Genomic DNA, 21691 nt, shown 5'->3' with positions numbered 1-21691 from the left:
GGGGTAAAAAATCGTGGATAGGGCATTAAAGAGCGTTTGAGATTTCAATCAAATTCTGATCTGGATCACGAAAATAAATCGAAAGGATTTTGCCCATTGTACCTGTTCTTTGCACAGGACCTTCAATGATTTCAATCTGCTGTGCCTGAAGGTGTGCAATCACTTCATTGAGTGGTGTTTCCGCAATAAAACATAAATCGGCTGAACCTGCGGTCGGTCGAAATGCTTTAGGTTCAAACTCTTTGCCTGCTTGATGCAGGTTAATTTTTTGAGTGCCGAATTGTAATGCCTTGCGGTTTTCACCGAAATCAATGACTTTAAAGTTCAGGGCTGATTGATAGAAATTACAAGTTGTCTCAATATCGGCAACGGTCAGAACCAAATGATCTAGATGGCTAATTTTCATATTTCACTGTGCTCATTCATATTCAGGGACAGATGCATTGGTATTTTTCAATGTATGGTTTGATCCAGCATAATGTGCCACTTGCTGATAATCCAGTTGCTGAAATAGTCCAGTTTTTAAACCTGAAATGGTGATTGCCATTTCTTTACGGAAATAGGGGATTTGATACATCCATGGGAAAGTCAGATCGCGTATGCCGCCCGCCCACCAATGATCAGATTGATACAATGGCGTTAATAATCGGCTGAGAAACTGGTAGAACTGGGTCGAAGAACGTCGATGTTGATGGTAGTGTTGCCAGAGCATCGGCCAGTCAGTTTGCTGATGATGGGTTGCAGCCTGTAAGGATTGAGAAAAGGCCCATGCATCCAGTAAAGCCATATTGGCACCTTGCCCCAGTTGTGGGCTCATGGCATGGGCAGCGTCACCGATCACACCGATTCGACCTTGTCCAAATTGTGACATCACCACATCACGATATTGAGCGGAAAGCCATTGGGGTTGATTCTGTTCATTCGTCAAAAGCTGTTTGAGCCATTCTGCAACCTCAGGCCAACGATCGCCGACTTGCTTTAACCATTGCTGTTTCGCTGATTCATCTTTTAGAAAAGTACCCAGTTGCGGGGTAGGCAAACTCCAGAACACGCTAGAAAGGCGTTGCTGTGGAGCGGTCGGGATTGCACCTGTAGGCAGCACACCCATCATGATTTTCGAGCGGTCATAAAATTGATGCAAAATTTCAGGATTTAAGTTTGGGCATTCTGGCACGATACTCCATGCCGCACCCCACGGATAAGCCTGATCCACTTTTACCCATGCTTTAGGACGTAACTGGCTACGCGCACCATTGGCAACCAGTACAGCATCAAAATGTTCATCAAATTTCTGTTGCTGATACGTACCGAATAGCCGAACTGCATGAGTACTTTCCTGAATCTGGTCGATCGAGTGACTCATTCGCCAAGTGACATGACTAGAATATTCAGCCAGCTTTTGGGTGAGAACGTGACATAAAGTTGCACGATGAATGCCGAGTCCATATAGATTGCTGCCTGCCTCACGATAATGACTATTTACCAACAGTCGTTTATCTGCAAGCTGACCTTCTAATCCTGTGACTCTCGCGCCTAATTTTAGTGCAGATTCAAGTACACCAAGATGTTCAAATACGGCTAAACCTGCGGGTTGTAAAAGTAAACCTGCACCCATAGGGGAAAGTTCATCTACCTGTTCAAATAGCGTGACTTGATTGCCTGCACGTGCAAGTAAAATGGCTGTGGCAAGTCCAGCAGTACCTGCACCGACAATCGCAAAGTGTGGAGTTTTCATTGCTTATTCTTTTAAAGTCTTTATTGGAGCGTTCAGTAATGATCTTAACTGATCTGCACGACTTTTTAAAAATGAAAATCTAAGCGCTTTTTTAAATATTAGATGGGTTTATTTAGGTTGATCTTGCCCAGTGGTCATTTTGAGGAGGGTGCGGTCTTTTTTGATAAAGTGGTGATACAGCGCTGCGCCTGCATCCCCGAGGATTAAAACCCAGATCAGCCATTGTCCAAGAATTTTCTTATGAATAAAATCAATCGGTTGCTCAAATTCTTCAAAGGTTAAGCCCAAGCCTTGTGAAATCCAGCTTTGGAACAGGGCTGTATGCTCAAATTGGGGGATCTCAAACAGGAAAAAGAATTCCGTATTTACACTGGTACCTAAATAGCCTGTTAATGGTGCAATGATCATAATGGCATATAAGGCAAAATGCCCTGCATGCGCTGCAAAAGTCATGAGCGGGCTGGCAGGTTCTAACTTCGGTTGTGGATTGCTGAGACGCCAGATCACGCGAAGGATGACAAGCACTGCAATACTTACGCCGACAGAAAGATGCATTTGTAGAGCAGTCAAGTTTTCAGCTGTACCTTTTTCGGTAAACCAATGGCGGTAATAAACACTGCAATAGGCACATAAAAATAGCAATGCTGTGGTCCAGTGTAGCCATTTTGCAATTGTGCCGTAATTCTCTGCGCTATTCCTTAAACTCAAATTTGCATCCTTTCACATCTGTTTTTTTAATTTGATTGCCATAGTCGTAACTTCGATGAGCAATCAATAAAAAAATGATTATCTACTTCTCAAAACAGGAAAAGGGCTTAGGTAAGGATGGCCTAAGTTCAATATAAAATTTTCCTGAAATGATTTTTAAATTGAAAATTGGCTGCATTTTTGCAGGGTTTTAAGAAAAAATGAATTTGAAGGCAAAAAGAAAGGCCATATCTATCGATATAGCCTTTGTTTGATTTAAAGCAGAATTTATTTCGCAATACGCCAAAGCGCCAACAGGCTACTTAGCACAATCAGGACAATGGAAATAAACCATGGTGTAATAATGGCAATGGTTAACAAAATCAGCATGGTGCTGCCAAACATCCAGCTACGACGTTGCTGTTGCTGCATTTGCAAACGCATGTGCTGGATTTCACGGAGTTGCTTGTCATGCCATGCAGACTGGTTTTTTAATCCATTCAGACTATCAATCAACAGGCTTGGAATGTCTTGCGCGCCAAGTAATAGATCTGGGATTTGCTGGCCCAGTTCTTTGACATTCTTGACGGGGTTCATATTGGCTTTCACCCATTCGGTCAGAATCGGTTTTGCCAGTTTCCAGATATCCAGTTGCGGATAAAGGTCAGTACCCAAACCTTCCACATGTACCAGTGTCTTGAGCAGTAGCATGAGTTGTGGTGGAATTTCCAGATGAAAACGACGGGCAATATCCATGACCTGGATCAGGATGCCTGCAAAATCCAATTGATCCATCGGCTTTGAAACCATTGGCCCAACAGTACGGCGCATTTCACGCGATAATGCATCCTGATCCGTACCCGGTGGAATCCAGCCTGCCTGATGCACGATTTGAATCAATTGCATAAAGTTGCTGTTCATAACGGCAAGCAACATACGTGCAACGGTCATCTGGTCATGTTTGGACAGTTCACCCATGATGGCACAGTCCAGCGCAATAAAGCGTGGATTGCTTGGATTAATGGTCTCGACAAAGACATTTCCCGGATGCATATCTGCATGGAAAAAATTATCTCGGAATACTTGGGTAAAGAAAATGGTCAGGCCTTTTTCTGCCAGATCCGCACGATCCATGCCTAAACGGTCAAAGGTCGCGATGTCAGAGATCGGCACGCCAGTAATACGTTCCGCTACCATTACATCTTTACTATCCATATAGACTTCAGGCACGTACATCATGCTTGAACCGGTAAAGTAGTGACGCATACGACGGGTATTATCGGCTTCAAGACTTAGATCAAGCTCATTTAAAATAATCTGACGATAATCTTGAATGATCTCTGTCAGATGCAAGGCTCGAGCCGCTTCCAAACGGTTTTCCAGCCAGTCGCCTAACCAAGCCAGAATTTCAAAGTCTTGTAAGATTTGACTGCGAATATCAGGACGAGTGACCTTCACTACGACTTCGCGACCATCATGCAAAGCTGCTGTATGCACTTGTGCAATCGAAGCAGCAGCAAGCGGTTGTTCATCAAAGCGGGAGAACAGGGTGGTCACATCTGCTTTAAGTGATTCCTGAATCCGTTGTTTTGCCAGTTGAGTGTCATAGGGCTTGACTTGATCTTGCAATAACACCAATTGTGATAATACTTCTGGTGGAATCAGGTCGCGGCGTGTAGACAGCAGTTGTCCCAGCTTAATCGCCAGCGGCCCCATTTCTTCAAGTGCTTCTTTCAGTTTAAGCGGATTCTTCTTTTCACGACTTGACCAAGCCGCGGGATGCATTTTAATGATATTTAATGCATGACGTGCTTTAACAGGTAATTCTTCCGCAGGGAACAGGGTATCAAGGCGATAGTGTGCTGCGATACGCCAGAGTTCGTGTAACCGTGTAACATGCGGAATCATATAAAGTCTTACCTAGTCTTATGTGGGTTGCTTTTGTGGATTGAATTGAGCATTCAGCTGTTGAAGCTTGGCTTCCAGACGATCAATTTCCTGATTGAGTTGGCGGGTCTCTCGATTGAGATCATCCATTTGCCAACGTGGGGCAAATAAACCGCTATCTTCTTTTAAGGCATCTTCAACAAAAAATAAATGGCTTTGTAGTGAGCGTTTTAACTGTTTCGGTGCAAGTTGCACTTTACCCAACTCATGTGCCAGTTGTGGACCGATCCACGGGGATAAATGCGCTGCGAGATCTGGCTCTGCTTGCTGCATGATTTTTTGAATATCCTGCAATAAGTGATAATCACCTTGCAATGGAATATTGCCAATCTGATCCATGTCGCTGAGCAATAATTTAACCAGCTCAACCGTATTTTCAACATGTAAGGTTGCAGTTGCATCCTTGAGGGTATGTTGAGGATCAAAGGGGCGTTGTTCAAAAATAGAAGGGCTTTGACTTTGTCCCGTCACGGTCGGTTCGAGACGAACTTTATTCTCATCAAAAAACACATCAACCGAGAGTTGTGGGCTATCGATCACAACACGTAATAATTGACCTTGTAGTTGATTGAGCTGAATGCGTGTAATTGCATCCAGATCAATCACATGATGAATGATACGTTCGACTGCACCGAGTGCTAAAATCGACCACATATCTTAAACCTTAAAGTTTGAATCCACGATGAACTGCAACAATACCACCAGTTAAGTTGTGATAGTCACAGCTTTGGAAGCCTGCATTTTCCATCATTCCTTTCAGGGTACGCTGGTCTGGGTGCATACGAATCGATTCAGCCAGATATTTATAGCTTTCCGAGTCATTGGCAACCAGTTTGCCCATGATCGGCAATGCTGTGAATGAATAAAGGTCATACAGTTTTGAGAATGGCTCAAACACTGGCTTAGAAAACTCAAGAATCAATAAGCGGCCGCCTGGCTTAAGCACGCGATACATGGCTTGTAAAGCAGCATCTTTATCAGTCACATTACGCAGACCAAAGCTGATGGTGACTAAATCAAAACTGTTGTCTGCAAATGGCTCTAAAGTTTCAGCATTGGCAAGTACGAAATCAACGTTGGTGCAGCCTGCATCAATCAGACGATCACGACCGACATTTAACATTGATTCGTTGATGTCTGATAAAACAACATGACCCTGCGGTCCAACTTCACGACTGAATACTTTAGCTAAATCGCCTGTACCACCTGCGATATCCAGTACGTGCTGACCACGACGAACACCTGACATATTAATCGCAAAACGTTTCCATATACGATGGATACCAAATGACATCAAGTCATTCATGATGTCGTATTTGCTGGCAACTGAATGGAACACTTCGGCAACTTTTTGTGCCTTATCATCACTACTCACGGTTTGATAACCGAAGTGTGTGGTTGCACCAACGTTGCCTGTATTGGCACCGCGCGGCAAATTATATTTTGGGATTGAACCTGTTGAGGTCGGCGCTGCTGCATCTTGTTGTAAAGACTGTTGCTGACCTTGTGGTGTGCCTTGTGGAAGTGGCGTGTTTAAGAAAGGGCTGACTTTGTCTGAACTTGGGTTTTGCTCAACTTCTGGGGTAGGCTGTTGGTTTTCGTTAGACATTGTTTTCTCCTAAACTTTCGCTCTAGCGGCACGAATCAGCAAGCATGATGACAGATTTTGTATCTTTTTACAGGGTTTCGCATGTAATTGATATGAATAATATACAGAAAGTCACTTTCTCAAAAGGGTTTTAATTTTTCTTAAGATTTGAAAAGACTCATTTTTCTATTTCAGCCATCATGTGCGTGGCTGAAATAGAAGCAGACTTATCCTAGTCTCGGAATGGATTTGGGTGTCCTGCATGAACTTTATCAATAATTTCACGCTCTTTTTCACTGAAGGTGTTGATAAAGGTTGCCGCAGATTTCATGGGTTTCATCGCAGCGAAACCTTCCTGAATAAACTCATACATGCCATCAAACTGGTATTTATGTGCGATGCCTTTGCACATTTTAAAGGCAGCATACATCATGGTTGAACGCATATATTTATCAAGCGTCACGCCTAATTCATCAAGAAGCTGGAGTTGTTCATAACGCGCTTCGCCCTGATCGAGTTTAATCAAGGTTTGGCGCATGATCTCATCCGTTAAAGGTGTTTCGAGGGGATAATCTTCTAACAGTTGCTGGGCAACTTGCTCATCGAGTCGTGTTGCAAGTACCGCTAAGCTCACTGATTTAGTGCCTGTTTTAATCGCATTTTCTGGGAGAAGGCTTTCGGCTTTATGGGCATATTTGAGCAGACGTTCGATTTGTTGCGCCATTGCATCAAAGTCTGGCCCACCATATAAGCGATTTAAAAAGTACGCTGCCATAAGCTGGTTCTTGGGTTCGGCAAAGAACTCCGCATGCGTCTCGGCAATACGTGCTTTCATCCATGCCTGTACTTCATGCAATCTCTGTGCAATCGCTGGATTCTGGTGGTAATTCAAAGATTGATATTGTAATAAAAGTTGATCAAATGCAGCGAGTTTTGACATGTTCGAACTCAAAGAAAATAAAACGATAAAATCATAGGCATCATCATAGCGGAGAACCATGACAGCATAAACTTTAAATGCTTAATAATTAGTCACTATAGCCGTGTCGGTACAGTCAACATAAACTGTACACGGGTTTTTCTGCGAACATTTATAGTTTGAACAATAGCAATTTTAATTTTAATAATGAGCCAGTTAGAGCAGCACATGAGTAAACAACAACCCACATTTGAATTACGTGACGAAGATGAACTCTCTTTAGAGCTGATTGAGGCGCAATATGCATTAAAAGAAAGTCGTGATAAGAAAAATGCAAAAAGTGTTCTGGTTCTGGTGAGTGGTATTGAGCTGGCCGGTAAAGGTGAGGCCGTGAAACAGTTACGTGAATGGCTAGATCCTCGTTATTTACGAGTCAAGGCCGACGCACCGCAATTTTTAACAAATAACCAGCCTTTTTGGCAGTCTTACACCCGTTTTATTCCCGCTGAAGGGCAAATCGTGGTGATGTTTGGTAACTGGTATAGCGATTTGCTCACCACTGCGATGCATGTCTCCAAGCCACTGGATGAAAATCTGTTTGATGCCTATATTGAACAAATGCGGGCTTTTGAACATGATTTGCAAAATAATCATGTACATATTGTCAAAGTCTGGTTTGATTTATCGTGGAAATCGCTACAAAAACGCTTGGACCAAATCGATGCTTCGGAACAGCGCTGGCATAAATTACACGGTCTGGATTGGCGGAATAAAAAACAATACGATACCTTGCAGGGCTTGAGCCAACGCTTTACCGATGACTGGTTTATTATTGATGGCGAAGATGAAAAGTTGCGTGATCAATGTTTCGCACAATATCTTTTGCAAACCTTGCAAGAGTTGCCAGAACACCAGACTAAAGTGACCCAGAAGTGGCAACAGGCAAAAATTCCACAGCGCCTATTGGAACCAGAGCAAGCCAATCTGGAAAAAGAAGATTATAAAGAAGAACTGAGTAAACTGACCAAAAAAGTGGCGGATAAGCTACGGTTTGATGAGCGCAAAGTGGTGATTTGCTTTGAAGGGATGGATGCAGCAGGTAAGGGCGGTGCGATCAAACGCATCGTCAAAAAACTCGATCCGAGAGAATATGAAATTCATACCATTGCAGCACCCGAACGTTATGAGTTGCGCCGACCTTATTTATGGCGTTTCTGGAATAGATTAAATGATAGCGGCAAGATTACCATTTTTGACCGTACCTGGTATGGACGGGTGTTGGTTGAGCGCATTGAGGGTTTTGCCTCTACAGTAGAATGGCAACGAGCTTATAGTGAAATTAATCGTTTTGAAGAAAATCTGGTGGATAGCCAGACGGTGATTGTCAAAATCTGGCTGGCAATTAGTAAAGACGAGCAGGCACTCCGATTCAAGGCACGTGAACAAACACCACATAAGCGTTTTAAAATCACTGAAGAAGACTGGCGTAACCGCGAGAAATGGGATGATTATCTTAAGGCAGCAGCGGATATGTTTGAACGAACCGATACCGATTATGCACCGTGGTATGTAATTGCGACGGATGATAAATATTCAGCGCGGATTCAGGTTTTAAAAGCGATCTTGCAACAACTGAAGGCGGACTAATCCGCCTTACAGCTAACTTCAATTAAATTAATTGTTACTCGCCAATTGGGCGCTATAACTGCGATGCTGTCGGAATACGATCAGTGTCGCGATTAAACTGGTGATTGCGGCGAACATCAGCCAGAAAGCAGGCATGCTCTTATTGCCTGAGGTCTGTACCAGATAGGTTGCAATCATTGGGGTAAGTCCACCAAAAATCGAGGTGGCAAAGCTATAAGCCACGGAGAAACCGGCAATACGGACTGAACTCGGCATCATTTCCGCTAGTGAAACCACCAGCGCGCCGTTGTAAAAGCTATACAGTAAAGAGAACCACAACAACACCATCAACATATGCGACAGGCTAATGGTATGGGTCAACCAAGTCAGTAGTGGATAAGCACTGATAAAGATCAATAAGGTTGTGGTGATTAACAGTGGTTTTCGACCAAATTTGTCAGAAAGATGTCCGCCAATCGGTAATAAAATAAAGTTACTTAGCCCAACCATAATCGTGGCGATTAAACTTTCGGTACGGGTTAAATGGAGTACTTCTTTACCGTAAGTTGGTGTATAGACAGTAATAAAGTAGAACATTGTCGTTGTGGTGGCGACCATACACACACCTGCCAGCACAATTTTCCAGTTGGCCGCCAAAGTGCTTAGAATTTGTCGAGTGCTTGGATGTTCTTTACGGGAGGCAAAGGCTTCCGTTTCAGCCAATGACTTACGTAGCCAGAAGATAAATGGAATGATGGCACAACCGACAAAGAAGGGAATGCGCCATGCCCATGCATCAACCTGAGCTTTGGTGAAAATGACACTGACGAGATAGCCCAACACAGCAGCGAAGATCACCGCGACTTGCTGACTCGCCGATTGCCAACTGGTGATAAAACCACGGTTATGTGGCTCGGCAATTTCTGCCAGATAAACCGAGACCCCGCCAAGTTCAACGCCAGCAGAGAAACCTTGCGCAAGCCGCCCCGCGAAAATGAGGACTGTGGCTGCGAAGCCGATACTGGCATAGCTTGGCGTAAATGCAATGATTAAAGAACCAAAAGCCATAATGCTCAAAGTGACCATTAGACCTTTACGGCGGCCGATCCGGTCAACATAAGGGCCAAGTAGCAGAGCACCAATTGGACGCATCAGAAAACTGACAGCAAACACCAAAAAGGTTTTCATCAGTGCGGCATAACTGCTATCGGAATGGAAGAAAGTCTCGCCTATCGCCTGTGCATAGAGACCGAAAAGGAAGAAGTCGTATTGTTCAAGGAAGTTCCCGCTGGTCACGTTAAAAATTGCACGGACACGAGAAGGTGATTGGCTAGTTTGCACAACGACGCTCCATCATCTAATTATCATCGAGATGTGGAGATTAAAAATACAATCTTTATGAAAGCTTAAAAAATTAAGTGAATATTAACGTAATTGTGGTGTTTTTTTATGGGTGTGTTGGTGTGATGTAAACAGGAGTCTTGAGGTGTGAAGTAAATAACACATGAATTTGGTCGAGTAATAAGGGCAATTTTCAGTTTTTCATTTCACCTGACCAAACCAATAAAAAGCAGGTATTTAAATCGATACCTGCTCGTTTTTGATTTAAGCAACAATGGTATTACGGCTTTTTTGCTGAATCCGTTTTGCCAGATTATAGCAATCCTGTACATGCGCTTCAGTGATTTTACGCATCATGAAATAGCCGAGACTTGCTGCCACAAGTTGTCCGCCTAAAGGAATAAATTTAGTCACCTGTTTGGTGGCAATCTTGGTGAAAAAGCCATTAAACGACTTTTTCATCGCGGTACGCGCCACCACAAAACCTGAAAACTCAAATCCGCGCTTACGTAGTTCGTCCCAGTGAACTTTTTTAGTTTCAGGGTCGTAAACACTGATATGTTCAGGTGCCAAACCAAAGCGGGCATTAATATCGGGAATAATCTGGGTCAGCATGCCCAAATCAACCACCACATCAAAGAATGGAATCGGTACAATTGCTGCACCTGCGGACCAATATGCACGTTTTTTAGCGAGTTCTAAACATTCGTCACGGATTTGTTCCAAGTTTAAACTTGGGTCAATGGAATCAGGAATTTTTTCAATTTTCATAAAGTTATACCTAAAGTCTATCCCTTGATAGTACATTCAATCGTATTGAATGGTGAATTTCAAAACAATTTTTTTGTTGGATTGTGTATTTAACGTGACTTCATGATATGAAGTTGAATGTTGTATAGTGACTATTATGGACGTTTTCGTGCAACAAAATGATCATTTTTTGATGAGGTTATATTAATACATGGGTATTCATGTTATTCAAAGTCAACGTCTTGAAGTGTTATTACAAGGCGTGATGGCATCAATTACCCAGCCCAGTGATTCACCTTTTCAGGTATTTAAAACCCAGCATTTTATTGTCCCGAGTCCTGCACAAGAACAATGGTTAATACAGAAGATTGCTGAACAACAAGGCATGACCGCCAACTATCAATTCCATCAGCGTATTCGTGGTTTTCAGTGGTATGCCTATCAGCAGGTGCTTGAAAATAAAGAGCAGGTGCGAAAGGCCAATATTCCACGATTAATTTTAAAATGGCGTATTCACCAAGCCTTGCAGCCCTTTATCCGTGCTGATCAGCTCGATCTTGCTACAGATCATCCTTTATATTCAATTGTGCAACGTATTTATGACAGTGCGGCTCAATTACCGCAGGGTACAGAGAAACAGTTAAAAAAGCAGAGTATGTTGTATTGGGTGGCGGAGCAGGTGTCGCAACTCTTTAATAACTACATGATTTATCGCGGTCATTGTCAAAAAGGCTGTCGCAGTGAATGCAGTTGCACAACGAACTGGCTCTCGACTTGGGGGCAGAATAAAGCACTCGATATTGAACAGCTGATTGCCAAGACCGATCAGCAGACCTCAGCCTTTAGCCTAAACCAGACCGAACAACTGGAAGCGTGGCAACGCTGGTTATGGCAAAACTATTTCCATGATGACTTTATTGAAATGCAGGGGATTGATGCCGATTTCTGGAAGGCTTTAGATAATGAGCAGACACGGGCAAAAGCTTTAGCACAATTACCGAATCAGGTGATCGTTTTTACGGTGCTCGATTTGCCACCCAGCCAGCTGCAGTTTTTACGCCGTTTAGGTCAATATCTTGATGTGGTGATTTTGCACTATAACCCTTCACAAGAATATTGGGCGGATAGCGTCGATCCCTTGTGGAAGCAACGTTATGACTTAGGTGTGAAAGAACGTTTTATTGCCAAGCATCCCAAGGCAACCGATGCAGAAATTACTGCTTTTTTTGAGCGTTTTAGTTTAGGTTTTAATGCTCTAAATCGTGAATCTCGTCATCCTTTACTCACCCGTTTAGGCAAGCAGGCGCGTGATCACTTTTCCTTGTTATCGCAACTTGCAACAGGCGAGGAGGGGAAATGGGTTGATGCATTTGAAGATTATTTCCCCGAGACCTTACTGGGCAAAATCCAGTCGGATATTTTCTATCTGGCAGAGCCATTACCTGAGCAATATGAACTGGCAGCCGAGGATAAATCGGTTCAGTTCCATGTCTGTCATTCGAGCCTCAGACAGCTGGAGGTGTTAAAAGAACAGCTCTTACATTGGCTTTCCCAGTCAGATTCATCACCACGTCGTCCCAACGATATTCTGATTCTTACCCCGAATCTGGCTGAGCTTGAGCCGCTGATTCGTAGTGTTTTCCATGCAGTGCCCAATGATCATGATGTGTTCTTACCCGTTAAAATTGCAGGTGTGGCCCAGCTCGATGCACTGAATGCTTGGCGGGCAGTGCTAGGGCGTTTGCAACTGACGCAAACCCGAATGACACAAGATGATTTTGCTGACTGGTTGAATCTATCGGCAACCCAACAGCGTTATGGACTGGATTATAGTCAGGCACAACGCATCCTGACCCTGCTAAATGAAGCGGGTTTTAAACGCGGTCTGGATGAAGAGCATCTCAAGCATAGTCTAAGTGCTGATGATCAAGACTATCGTTATAGCTTCAAGTTTGCTTTAGATCGTTTGGCTTTAGGTATTGCTGTACCTGCGCATGTAATGGTGCAGCAAACTTTAAGTTATGCAGCAGTACAGCCAAGTGATTTTGAACTGATTGGTATTCTGATCCAGATATATCAGGATTTGTCGGTGCGACGTCACTGGCTGGTGGCGCATGAGCAAGGCCAGCGCTTACCAGTAGAGACATGGCTAAAACGCCTGAAAGCAGATGTTCAAGAATTTGAGCAGGCCGATATTGTGGCCTTAAAAGCTGTGCGTGAGATTATTCAGAAGCAGGAGCGGATGCTGACGCTGGCAAGTTATTATGAAGATATGGAAAGCCAGTTACGCCAGATTTCTTTGCCTCTGCCTTATATCATTGAAGAAATTCAACGGACTTTGGAAAGCCAGTCAGCGCAGGTTGAACCCACAGGGCAAATTACCTTTAGCCAGATTGGTCAGATTCGGCCAATTCCTTATCGACTGATTGTGATGTTGAATCTGGATACAGGAAAATTTCCAAATCGTGATAGTCATATTCCTTTTGATTTGATGGATGCGTTACGTCAGCAATTGGGGGATCGTTCTCGTCTGGAAGATGATCAGGGCGCTTTTTTAGATGCGGTCTTGTTGGCGCAGGAACAATTATGGTTGTTCTATAATGGTTTTGATGTGAATGATGGTGAAGTACGAGAGCCATCTAGTGTATTACAGAACTTCCGCGATCATTTGGCACTGATTATAAAGCCACCCCTCTCTAAATCTCTCTCAGAGGGAGAGGCTTCATTGGGGGAAATTGCTCTCAGCTCATCTTTAAAAAAGGGTGACTCTGGAGATATAGAGGATTTTTCTAAAGAATTTGCAGCCTTGCAACTCCCGACACAGTTGTATCCACTTTTCTATATTCATCGCTTACAACCCTTTGATCCATTAGGCTTTATGGCAGAACAAGGCCATATTCGTTTTCAGGACCAATGGTTTAAAGTTGCTTCGCAAATCCAGCAGGAAAAAGGCGAACGAGCGGCTTGGGTCAATACGGTTTATCCCGTTGAAAATAATGAAATGCTGATTCTGGATGGTCAGCAATGGATTCAGGATGTCACTTTTCCAGCCCGTTTGTACTTAAAAACTTTGGGTGTAGAAAACCTGAGTGCAACAGAACTCGTTGATCAAACTGAGCCTCTATTGCTAGATGGCTTGGGTAAATATGCCATTCGTCATTTTTTACAGCAGCATGATGACAAGACTTCACCTCAGTTATTACAAGATCAGTTGCCTGTAGGCAAAGTCCAGCAAAGTGCTTGGCAGCAAAGCCGCTTAGAGCAACAGCGTTTACTGGAACGTTTGCAGCAATATGCCCCAGCGCCGACAGAAACCACAGAGCGTGTTTGGCGAGTGTCGAAACATTTACAGATCGGTTGTATGACCCCGAAACACATCGGGCAGGACTGGATTAGTCTGGATGCCTCAAGCGCACGTGCCAAGCGTCTTGCCAAGGTCTGGCTGGAGTATCTGTTGTGGCTCACGGTATTGAATCATGAGGCTGCAACTGAAAAACGCCGTATCGTGGTGTTTAGTGATCAGACCGTGATTTGTGAAGGCTTGAGTTCCCAGCAAGCACAGACTTATTTACAGGCGTGGCTGGAACTTTGGCAAACTGCACAACAACAGCCTGTGGTTTTACCTGCGGCATTGATGTTAAAGCCACTAGAAAAAGCCAAGCAATACGAATGGTTTGAACTGGATTCAAAGCAGGTATTAGTTGAAGACAGTCAAAAGCAGGTGCTGAAAGACTGGAATGATACAGGCGATTTCTCTGGCTTTGATATGACCCAGAATGAAGCCTGTAAGTTACATCGGGACTGGCAGTTTATTTTGCAAGAACAGGATGCAACAGCATTATTGCAATATGCTTGTGATCACTATTCCTATCGCTTGTACCAACCTATTTTTGAATTTTTACGTGTGGAATAGCACATCGGCAACACCCGCTTGTTGAGTGCAGGAATATCTTGATTGTCCTATATCAACAAGCGTTGGAGTATGGGGACTGTTAGTCAGCATTGAGTTTGACCAGCTCGACTCGTCTATTCTTCGCTTTTCCTTGCTCGGTCTGATTATCTGCAATCGGCTTAGTCTGCCCAAAGCCTGTTGCCTGAAGCCGATTAGAGGAAATGTTGGCTCTAACAAGCTCATTCTTGACGGCTTCTGCACGTGCCTGACTCAACATCTGGTTATGCTCAGCGCTGCCTATATCATCTGTATAGCCCTGTATTTCAAGCTTAAGTTGAGGATCTTTATCGAGTACTTCCTTGATCTCTTGAATACTGACCATACCTTCAGGTTTTAAGGTCGCTTTATTGCTGTCGAAATTGATATATAGAATGGCTTTACCTGTGTCTTCCAGTTGTTGCTGGATCTCCTCTGACTGGAGTAATGTGATGGTCTGTTTAAATGGCTTTTCTTGTAAAATATTGACGCGACCAGAAGCAGTATCGCCAGTCAGTTGAAGATAGATGTCATCGCCATCTGGCCTGCGAATAATATAGACTCTAATGTCCTGATCCGCGTAGCCAATCGAGCCATCTTCACCTAAATAGGGTGCCTGATCGTGATAGCGTTTATATTCCTGATCTGGGATTTTTCCGTCAAATATCTTTTTCCCACCGACCGCAGTGACTGCATCATCGTAACTTTTTAAGAAGTAAGGCAGAGACCAGTCCCCATTTTCTGGTTTCTCTAGAGAAATATGAGATTTCCATACACGGCCTTCGATGGGCGTCATCACTCCGTTAATAGGAAAGTAGACGATGTCATATTTACGTTGAATCGGTGGGTTAGTGGTGATCAACCCTGCTGGAAGATTAAAAAAGGGAAATTCTCCAAACTGATGGTTTGAGATGGGGATGTTTTGAATGGCAAAAGTATTGGATGAGTGATTTGTGTCATCATGACCCGAAATGTCATCTTTTGTTGTATCTGCCGTGGCGCTATGATTCGGGGCTGTCGAGCTATTATTTGACTTGCTACATCCACTAACTAAAGTTGCCCCAATAATGACAGATAGAAAGATAATATTTTTCATAGATTTATTTTCCTTCGAATTTATTTATTGCATATCCCGTATTGCCTATATTCATCGCGATAGATCCTGAAATACGATGAAATATAGATGTATAACATCTATTCGGAGAGATGTGGACTCAGCACAACGGCTGTGAAAGTTCGAATACAATCAGTTATGATTAAAAATGATTGCTATGCCTTCGCGCATCGTTTTAGTTTCAGAGTATGGGGCTTATGTCATCTATAGAAAATACGTCTTTTCAACCGATTCGGGATATTCAATTCGAAGGTCTACATCTGATTGAAGCCTCGGCGGGGACAGGCAAGACTTATACGCTGTCCAGCTTGATGGTGCGTATTTTCTTGGAGAAATATCTGCCCAATCAGGTCATTGCAACCACCTTTACCCGTGCCGCCGCTGCCGAGTTAAAAAGCCGTATCCGTTTACGTCTGGTGGAGATGCAGCAATATCTGGAACCGTTACGTACCGTGCTGGAACAGGATATTCAGGCCTTGGCTGTACAAGAGTCAGATCCGCTCAAACAGCAAGTTCTACAGACTTTTGCACCTCGTATTGCCTATGCCTGTGAACGTTTGAAACTGGTGATTGATCAGTTAGATGAGTTATTTGTCGGAACTCTGGACAGCTTTAGCCAGAAGTTGCTCAGAGAGTTTGCTTTTGAAAGTGGCAAGATCGAAGCGGCACAGATTACCGATGATGCAAAAAGCTATACTCGTCAATTGATTCATGATGTATTGCGTGAGTGGATTCAGGCTCAACCACAACAAGTGATTGATGCACTTTATAGCGTAGGCGGTCTCAAGAGTGTCGACCATTTTGTCTCGATGGTCGAGAGTTCTCTCAACTTTAGTTCGGCTCAATTTAAATTGCCAGCCATGCCTGAGATTGAACTGGCGCAATTACAACAATGGCAGCAGCAAGCTGAACAGATTGAATTGGCCGAGCTGGCTGAATATTTTCATCTGGATGGTGCGCATTATTCCCATATTAATGGTACGTCTTTCCGCAACCATGCTTTTAATAAGCTGTTTACAGTGCATTGTCCTGCGCTATTAAATGCTTTAAAGCAACCTGCATCGATACAGGTTTTTGATGCTTATTTTGAGGCAGATCGCGATGCTTTATTCAAGTTTTTAGACAAGCTCGATAATCAGAAAATTTTTAAAAAATGTCCAGCAGACATTAGTGATGGATTTTATCAGCATCCCGCAATATTGCAGTTACAGACGCTTGGCCAGGCATTACAACAAACACAGCAACAATTTGAACAATTACAGGTTTATCTAAAGGCCTATCTGTGTATTGAGGTCAAAAAAAGGCTGCCACAAGTATTGCAGCAAAAGGGCGAAACCACATTTTCCCAGCAAATTAAAACCTTGTCTGAAGCATTAAAGGGCGAGCAGGGACAACGTTTTGCCGTATTTGTACAGGCACGTTATCCGCTAATTCTGGTAGATGAATTTCAGGATACGAACCAAGATCAGGATGATATGTTAGCCAGTATCTGGCGACATCCACAGCGCTATAAAAAGGGCTGCATGATCATGGTCGGGGATCGTAAGCAGGCCATTTATGGTTTCCGTGGCGGTGATATGCTGACGTTCCTGAATGCCCATCATGATATTATGGCCAAGCAGGGGCGTGTCTATAAGCTGATTCATAACCATCGTTCAGTGAAAGAGCTGGTCGAGGTAGTGGATGTCTTGTTTCAGCGACAGACTGATTTTGGTGAGCAGGTATTGTATGACCCGATTCAAGCGGGATCACGTCCACATCCTGCCTTGATTGAAAATAACCAGATTAATCCCGCACCATTACGCTGGTTGCAACTACAGGATGGTAATGAACAAGCGACCCAAGTGGCTTGGAAAATACAGACGCTGTTAAATCAGGCGCATGCAACACAACTGTATTTGGAGGGTGAAACCCCTAAAGCCATTTGCGAAGATGATATTGCGGTACTCTCCCGTAGCCATCGCCAACTTGATGAAGTGCAATACGTATTGGAGCGTTTGGGGATTCGGGTCAACCGCCCTTCTAAACGCAGTGTTTTTGATTCAGCGATTGCCCAGGATATTGGGGCATTGTTAACCGCCATTCTCAATCCTTATGATGAGGCCAAATTAAAGCGTGCCTTGCTGAGTCGTTTATTTGGCTTTGACTTAACCCGTTTGTTGGCACTTGAGCAAAGTCCAGAAGGCTTAAGTGCTTATATCCAGCAACTGGATGAAATACGGGAAATGTGGCTCAATCAAGGTTTTCTGGCGGCGTGGCAACGTTGTTTAAACCAGTTTGGCATCTGGCAGCAACTGGTGGCAACGCAGAGTAAGGATAATGAGCGTGCGGTGGTCAATTTACGTCATCTCACCGCCATTCTGAGTCAGCACAGCGAACATGTGCAAGGCATACAAAATCTGTATCACTGGTATCTCAAACAACTGCATTCGCCTAGTGATCGTGAATGGGAGCTAGAACATAAGCTGTCCAGTGAAGCCGGTGTACAGTTGATGACGATCCATCAGTCCAAAGGGCTGGAATATAAAATCGTATTTTTGCTTGGTGCTAACAAAGCCTTTGCTGAAATGCAGAAGAGTTTAAATTTTTCGACTGCCGAGATTCAGCATCCAGAAACAGGGCAGATCCGTACGCAACGGGTGGTTGCTGTCGCAGATAAAAACTTTCTACAGCAGGCTGAGTTAGATCAACATCAGCAACGCGCCTTAGCTGAGCAAAACCGTTTATGGTATGTGGCACTGACGCGTGCCAGCCATCGGGTTTATGCGGTATTTGAACCTGAAAAAGGGGATAAAAATAAGTTTTCTGGTCTGGCATTCTGGAAAAATCAGGGTGAGCTATTTCAGCATCGTTGCTGTGCAGATGAGGCTTTGGTACTTGAACGACCGTATGCCGCCTATCAGCAGCAGGACAAACAAAAGCTTCAGCTTGCTGCCCAGCCTTTGCCTGAGCAACGCTTTTATGCACGCGGTAAGACCAGTTTCAGTTATCTGGCGCAGCATCTCAAGCACAAGGCCAATCGCGTTGACCGATTGGCGAATATCGACCCCGATTTTGAACAGGCCGAAGATGAACTTAATCTTGCCAGTAATCAGAGTTTAGCAACCTCTCAACCGATCGCATGGATTAAGCAATACTTTCCTAAAGGCACGCTGGCGGGCAACTTTCTGCATGAGATTTTTGAGCAGATTGATTTTCAACGTCCAGAAACCTGGATTGAGGAAATTCGCCGTCGTTTTAAAAATACCTATCAAAGTTTATGGGGCGATTTACTCGAACAATATCAGCAGCACTTTCCAGAGCAGGAGCAACCAGAACAGCAACTGTATGAATGGATTGCGGCATGGTTGCAGGATGTGCTGGTAACGCCACTGAATCAGGGCTTTCAATTAAAGCAACTACTGGCGGGGCAATATCTATCGGAATGTCCATTCTATCTGGCGTTATCGGATCGGGTGCTGGCAATGCAGCGTGTGCAGCAACTGTTTGAAGAATATGAGATCCAGATGCCTGAACTGCTTGAGGCCAAGTCTGCCCGTTATCTGAATGGTTCAGTCGATTTGGTTTACTTCGATGGTCAGCGTTACCATATCGCCGATTATAAAAGTAATTATTTAGGTACGGACCAAGCCGATTACCAACATGAGCAGATTGCAGAAAGTATGTCGCTCTCTAGTTATTGGCTACAAGCGGCTTTATATCTGGTCGCGTTGCACCGTTATCTGAGCGTGAAATTGCAGAACTACAGCATAGAGCAGCATTTGGGCGGGGCGTCTTATTTATATTTACGTGGGATGAATGGGCAAGAAGATCAAGGCTGTCTGTACTGGAAACCTGAGGACGAATTTATCTTGCGTTTGGATGCAATTCTTGGATATTTCTCTGAGGATAAAGCAGGAAAAATGGTGTAGATAAAATGTATGAAGCTAAACTAAACAAAAACTTATCATGTGGATAAATATGTTTATAACCTTGTGGACAAGCGTGTGGGTAAGTTTGAGGATAACTCTGTGGACAAGCTAGTGGATAATCAGCCTGAGCAAATGACCTGGTTGAATATGTGGAGTAACTACCTCACACAAGCAACATTTTCTCAATCATCTCAGTCCGTTGGCGCTGCACAAGTATTACAGCAACTGGTTGAGGCTAGCTTGCAAGGCGATAGTTGTATTGAAGTCAATCCACTACAGCTTGAAGCGCTCGGAGATCTTGCTGTTTCTAGTGAGCTTGCAACCACTCAGGTGGCGCCGTGCGTCTATGATCAGCAGGGCTTGGCATTATACCGATATTGGCAACTAGAGCAACGTCTCGCTCATCAGATTTGTCGATTAAAGCGACAAACGATTCATACCATTCAAGCTGAGGATTATCACGACTTACTGAGTGACGAATATCAGCAGGCGGCATTGAAAATGGTGTTGCAACAAGGGCTGAGTATTATTACAGGCGGGCCGGGTACAGGTAAAACCTATACGTTGGCACGTATTATTGCTGCCCTGAATCAGATGATTCCTGATATTCGTATTGCGATGGCAGCCCCGACAGGCAAAGCAGCACAACGTATGCAGGAAGCATTACAGAACTCATTTAATGATCCAAAACTGGTAGCATCGGGACTGATTACCGATGAATTACGCCATCAGAATACGCAAACTTTGCATCGTTTATTGGGCATGGGTAATCGGCAGATTCCTCGTTTTAACCAGAAACAACCTTTACCTTATGACGTGATTGTGGTCGATGAAGCATCAATGCTGGATTTAAATCTGGCAACAGCCTTATTTGAAGCGGTACCTGATGCTTGCCGCATTATTTTATTGGGAGATGCCAATCAGTTGGCTTCGGTTGATGTTGGGTCAGTCTTGGCAGATTTACAGCAAGTTCCTGCACTGGCGGAGAATCGGGTGCAACTGCAAACCAGTCGTCGTTTCTCTGGAGAGGCCAAGATTGGACAACTGGCAAGATTTATTCAGGATCAGCACAATCAGGCAGAAGCTGCTTCTGTATTGGAAAATCTGGAAAGCCAGATCGTACCAGCAACAGCTTTACAAGCAGTGGTCTTATCTAAAGATATGCCTGACCTGATTCAGCTTGAGTATCTGCCAGAACAGAATGAGACTGATATTACGACGGCACAGCAGAAATTAATGTATGGTTTTCAAGGCTATGTCGAGGCATTAAAAACATATCTAAAGGCAGATGAACCCGAGCAATATACGTTACAGGTGATTCAGGCCTTTGATGACTATCGTATTTTAACCGCGATTCGCCACGGACAATTGGGGATTGAACAGCTGAATCGTCATGCTGAACAATGGCTGAACCAGCAACTCAAACAAATTGCCGTAGGGGACTGGTATATCGGGCGTCCAGTGATGATGACCTATAATGATTACCAGCTCGGTATTTCCAATGGGGATATCGGGATCTGCTTCAAACATAGAACTCAGCCACAGCAATTTGAAGTCTTTTTCCCCAGCCTGAACAAATGGATTGCAGCACATCGTTTACCACGAAATATGCAGACCGCGTTTGCTTTGACGATCCATAAATCTCAAGGTTCCGAATTTACTCATACCGCGATTGTACTGGATGCAAGTGCGGAGAAATTGCTGAGTCAGGAATTGATCTATACAGCGGTCACCCGAGCGAAAAAAGTGGTAAGTATTTTGGCTGATCCAAATGCGCTACAACAGGCGCTCACAACGCGTACAGTACGCCGCAGTGGTTTAGTGCAAAAGATCAATTTGGTTATATTGTGAACTTTTTCTACAAAATATGAGCTTTTGTAAGTAAAAGCTTACAAAGATTCGAGATATTGTCGCTAGAGCAAATTAAAGCTTTTTGAGATTATGTACCCACAAAGAGCCTAGCACGGAAAGCTAGGTAAATCGCAAAAATATAATAATAACGTCGTGATGACAGCGAACTTACAGTGAAGTAAGTGATAAGAGAGGAAACTTACAGCCGCTAAGCCTTGTAGTTTTGGGAGAGACTACAGGGCTTTTTTATTTTTACTGTTTCAGCACGTCAAATTTTTCACCATCAATCTATTT

The 21691-nt window shown here is 43.8% G+C and carries 13 protein-coding genes and 2 pseudogenes; 5 read left to right on the top strand and 10 right to left on the bottom strand.

The genetic code is table 11. The features are described 5' to 3' along the window. Nucleotides 1-25: 25 nt before the first annotated feature. From IEV36_RS13655 to IEV36_RS13625, 7 genes are all read right to left on the bottom strand, one after another. Complete coding sequence (locus IEV36_RS13655; RefSeq protein ID WP_005255453.1) at nt 26-406, bottom strand: VOC family protein; 381 nt, start codon at nt 404-406, stop codon at nt 26-28. 12 nt (nt 407-418) lie between these two features. After that, entirely contained in the window at nt 419-1735 is a 1317-nt protein-coding gene (locus IEV36_RS13650) for an FAD-dependent oxidoreductase (RefSeq protein WP_005255450.1), read from the bottom strand. A gap of 108 nt (nt 1736-1843) precedes the next feature. Next, nucleotides 1844-2443 carry a cytochrome b gene (locus IEV36_RS13645; protein ID WP_005255448.1) on the bottom strand — a complete coding sequence of 200 codons (600 nt, stop codon included), beginning with the start codon at nt 2441-2443 and terminating at the stop codon, nt 1844-1846. 267 nt (nt 2444-2710) lie between these two features. Continuing rightward, on the bottom strand, nt 2711-4330 hold the full coding sequence (locus IEV36_RS13640) for an ABC1 kinase family protein (protein ID WP_004774121.1): 1620 nt from the start codon (nt 4328-4330) through the stop codon (nt 2711-2713). Between the two features lie 18 nt (nt 4331-4348). Beyond that, the gene (locus IEV36_RS13635; RefSeq protein ID WP_005255445.1) at nt 4349-5023 is read right to left on the bottom strand and encodes a ubiquinone biosynthesis accessory factor UbiJ; all 675 of its coding nucleotides are present in this window, start codon (nt 5021-5023) and stop codon (nt 4349-4351) included. A 10-nt stretch (nt 5024-5033) separates the two neighbouring features. Then, nucleotides 5034-5978, bottom strand: coding sequence for a bifunctional demethylmenaquinone methyltransferase/2-methoxy-6-polyprenyl-1,4-benzoquinol methylase UbiE (gene ubiE, locus IEV36_RS13630; RefSeq protein WP_005255443.1), 945 nt, complete (start codon nt 5976-5978; stop codon nt 5034-5036). A 211-nt stretch (nt 5979-6189) separates the two neighbouring features. Further along, nucleotides 6190-6897, bottom strand: coding sequence for a DUF8198 family protein (locus IEV36_RS13625; protein ID WP_188393551.1), 708 nt, complete (start codon nt 6895-6897; stop codon nt 6190-6192). A gap of 207 nt (nt 6898-7104) precedes the next feature. Here IEV36_RS13625 and pap point away from each other — a divergent pair, with 207 nt between their 5' ends. Continuing rightward, nucleotides 7105-8523 carry a polyphosphate:AMP phosphotransferase gene (gene pap, locus IEV36_RS13620; RefSeq protein WP_005255439.1) on the top strand — a complete coding sequence of 473 codons (1419 nt, stop codon included), beginning with the start codon at nt 7105-7107 and terminating at the stop codon, nt 8521-8523. Between the two features lie 27 nt (nt 8524-8550). Here pap and IEV36_RS13615 read toward each other — a convergent pair whose 3' ends face one another. Continuing rightward, on the bottom strand, nt 8551-9843 hold the full coding sequence (locus IEV36_RS13615; protein WP_005255437.1) for an MFS transporter: 1293 nt from the start codon (nt 9841-9843) through the stop codon (nt 8551-8553). 264 nt (nt 9844-10107) lie between these two features. Then, complete coding sequence (locus IEV36_RS13610; protein WP_004774132.1) at nt 10108-10614, bottom strand: hypothetical protein; 507 nt, start codon at nt 10612-10614, stop codon at nt 10108-10110. 190 nt (nt 10615-10804) lie between these two features. On the opposite strand from IEV36_RS13610, the pseudogene IEV36_RS13605 reads away from it, so the two are divergent. Then, nucleotides 10805-13282, top strand: a pseudogene (locus tag IEV36_RS13605) (exodeoxyribonuclease V subunit gamma); the annotation flags it as partial. 111 nt (nt 13283-13393) lie between these two features. Next, a pseudogene (locus IEV36_RS18950) lies at nt 13394-14506 on the top strand (exodeoxyribonuclease V subunit gamma); the annotation flags it as partial. Nucleotides 14507-14585: 79 nt separating this feature from the next. On the opposite strand, the gene IEV36_RS13600 reads toward IEV36_RS18950, so the two are convergent. After that, nucleotides 14586-15617, bottom strand: coding sequence for an OmpA family protein (locus IEV36_RS13600; protein WP_005255434.1), 1032 nt, complete (start codon nt 15615-15617; stop codon nt 14586-14588). Nucleotides 15618-15832: 215 nt separating this feature from the next. Between IEV36_RS13600 and IEV36_RS13595 the strand changes: the two genes are divergently transcribed. Then, nucleotides 15833-19546, top strand: coding sequence for a UvrD-helicase domain-containing protein (locus IEV36_RS13595; protein WP_005255432.1), 3714 nt, complete (start codon nt 15833-15835; stop codon nt 19544-19546). A 99-nt stretch (nt 19547-19645) separates the two neighbouring features. Continuing rightward, nucleotides 19646-21397, top strand: coding sequence for an exodeoxyribonuclease V subunit alpha (gene recD, locus IEV36_RS13590; protein WP_188393550.1), 1752 nt, complete (start codon nt 19646-19648; stop codon nt 21395-21397). The last annotated feature ends 294 nt before the right edge of the window (nt 21398-21691 follow it).

The sequence above is a fragment of the Acinetobacter vivianii genome, assembly GCF_014635885.1.
Lineage (GTDB): Bacteria > Pseudomonadota > Gammaproteobacteria > Pseudomonadales > Moraxellaceae > Acinetobacter > Acinetobacter vivianii.
The sequence above is the reverse complement of the archived record's forward strand: the minus strand, read 5'-3'. Positions and strand labels throughout refer to the sequence as shown.

What these genes read in the sequence shown, in the direction of transcription:
- IEV36_RS13655 (WP_005255453.1), bottom strand. Translation starts at nt 406, where the DNA reads ATGAAAATTAGCCATCTAGATCATTTGGTTCTGACCGTTGCCGATATT.
- IEV36_RS13650 (WP_005255450.1), bottom strand. Translation starts at nt 1,735, where the DNA reads ATGAAAACTCCACACTTTGCGATTGTCGGTGCAGGTACTGCTGGACTT.
- IEV36_RS13640 (WP_004774121.1), bottom strand. Translation starts at nt 4,330, where the DNA reads ATGATTCCGCATGTTACACGGTTACACGAACTCTGGCGTATCGCAGCA.
- IEV36_RS13635 (WP_005255445.1), bottom strand. Translation starts at nt 5,023, where the DNA reads ATGTGGTCGATTTTAGCACTCGGTGCAGTCGAACGTATCATTCATCAT.
- ubiE (WP_005255443.1), bottom strand. Translation starts at nt 5,978, where the DNA reads ATGTCTAACGAAAACCAACAGCCTACCCCAGAAGTTGAGCAAAACCCA.
- IEV36_RS13625 (WP_188393551.1), bottom strand. Translation starts at nt 6,897, where the DNA reads ATGTCAAAACTCGCTGCATTTGATCAACTTTTATTACAATATCAATCT.
- pap (WP_005255439.1), top strand. Translation starts at nt 7,105, where the DNA reads ATGAGTAAACAACAACCCACATTTGAATTACGTGACGAAGATGAACTC.
- IEV36_RS13610 (WP_004774132.1), bottom strand. Translation starts at nt 10,614, where the DNA reads ATGAAAATTGAAAAAATTCCTGATTCCATTGACCCAAGTTTAAACTTG.
- IEV36_RS13600 (WP_005255434.1), bottom strand. Translation starts at nt 15,617, where the DNA reads ATGAAAAATATTATCTTTCTATCTGTCATTATTGGGGCAACTTTAGTT.
- IEV36_RS13595 (WP_005255432.1), top strand. Translation starts at nt 15,833, where the DNA reads ATGTCATCTATAGAAAATACGTCTTTTCAACCGATTCGGGATATTCAA.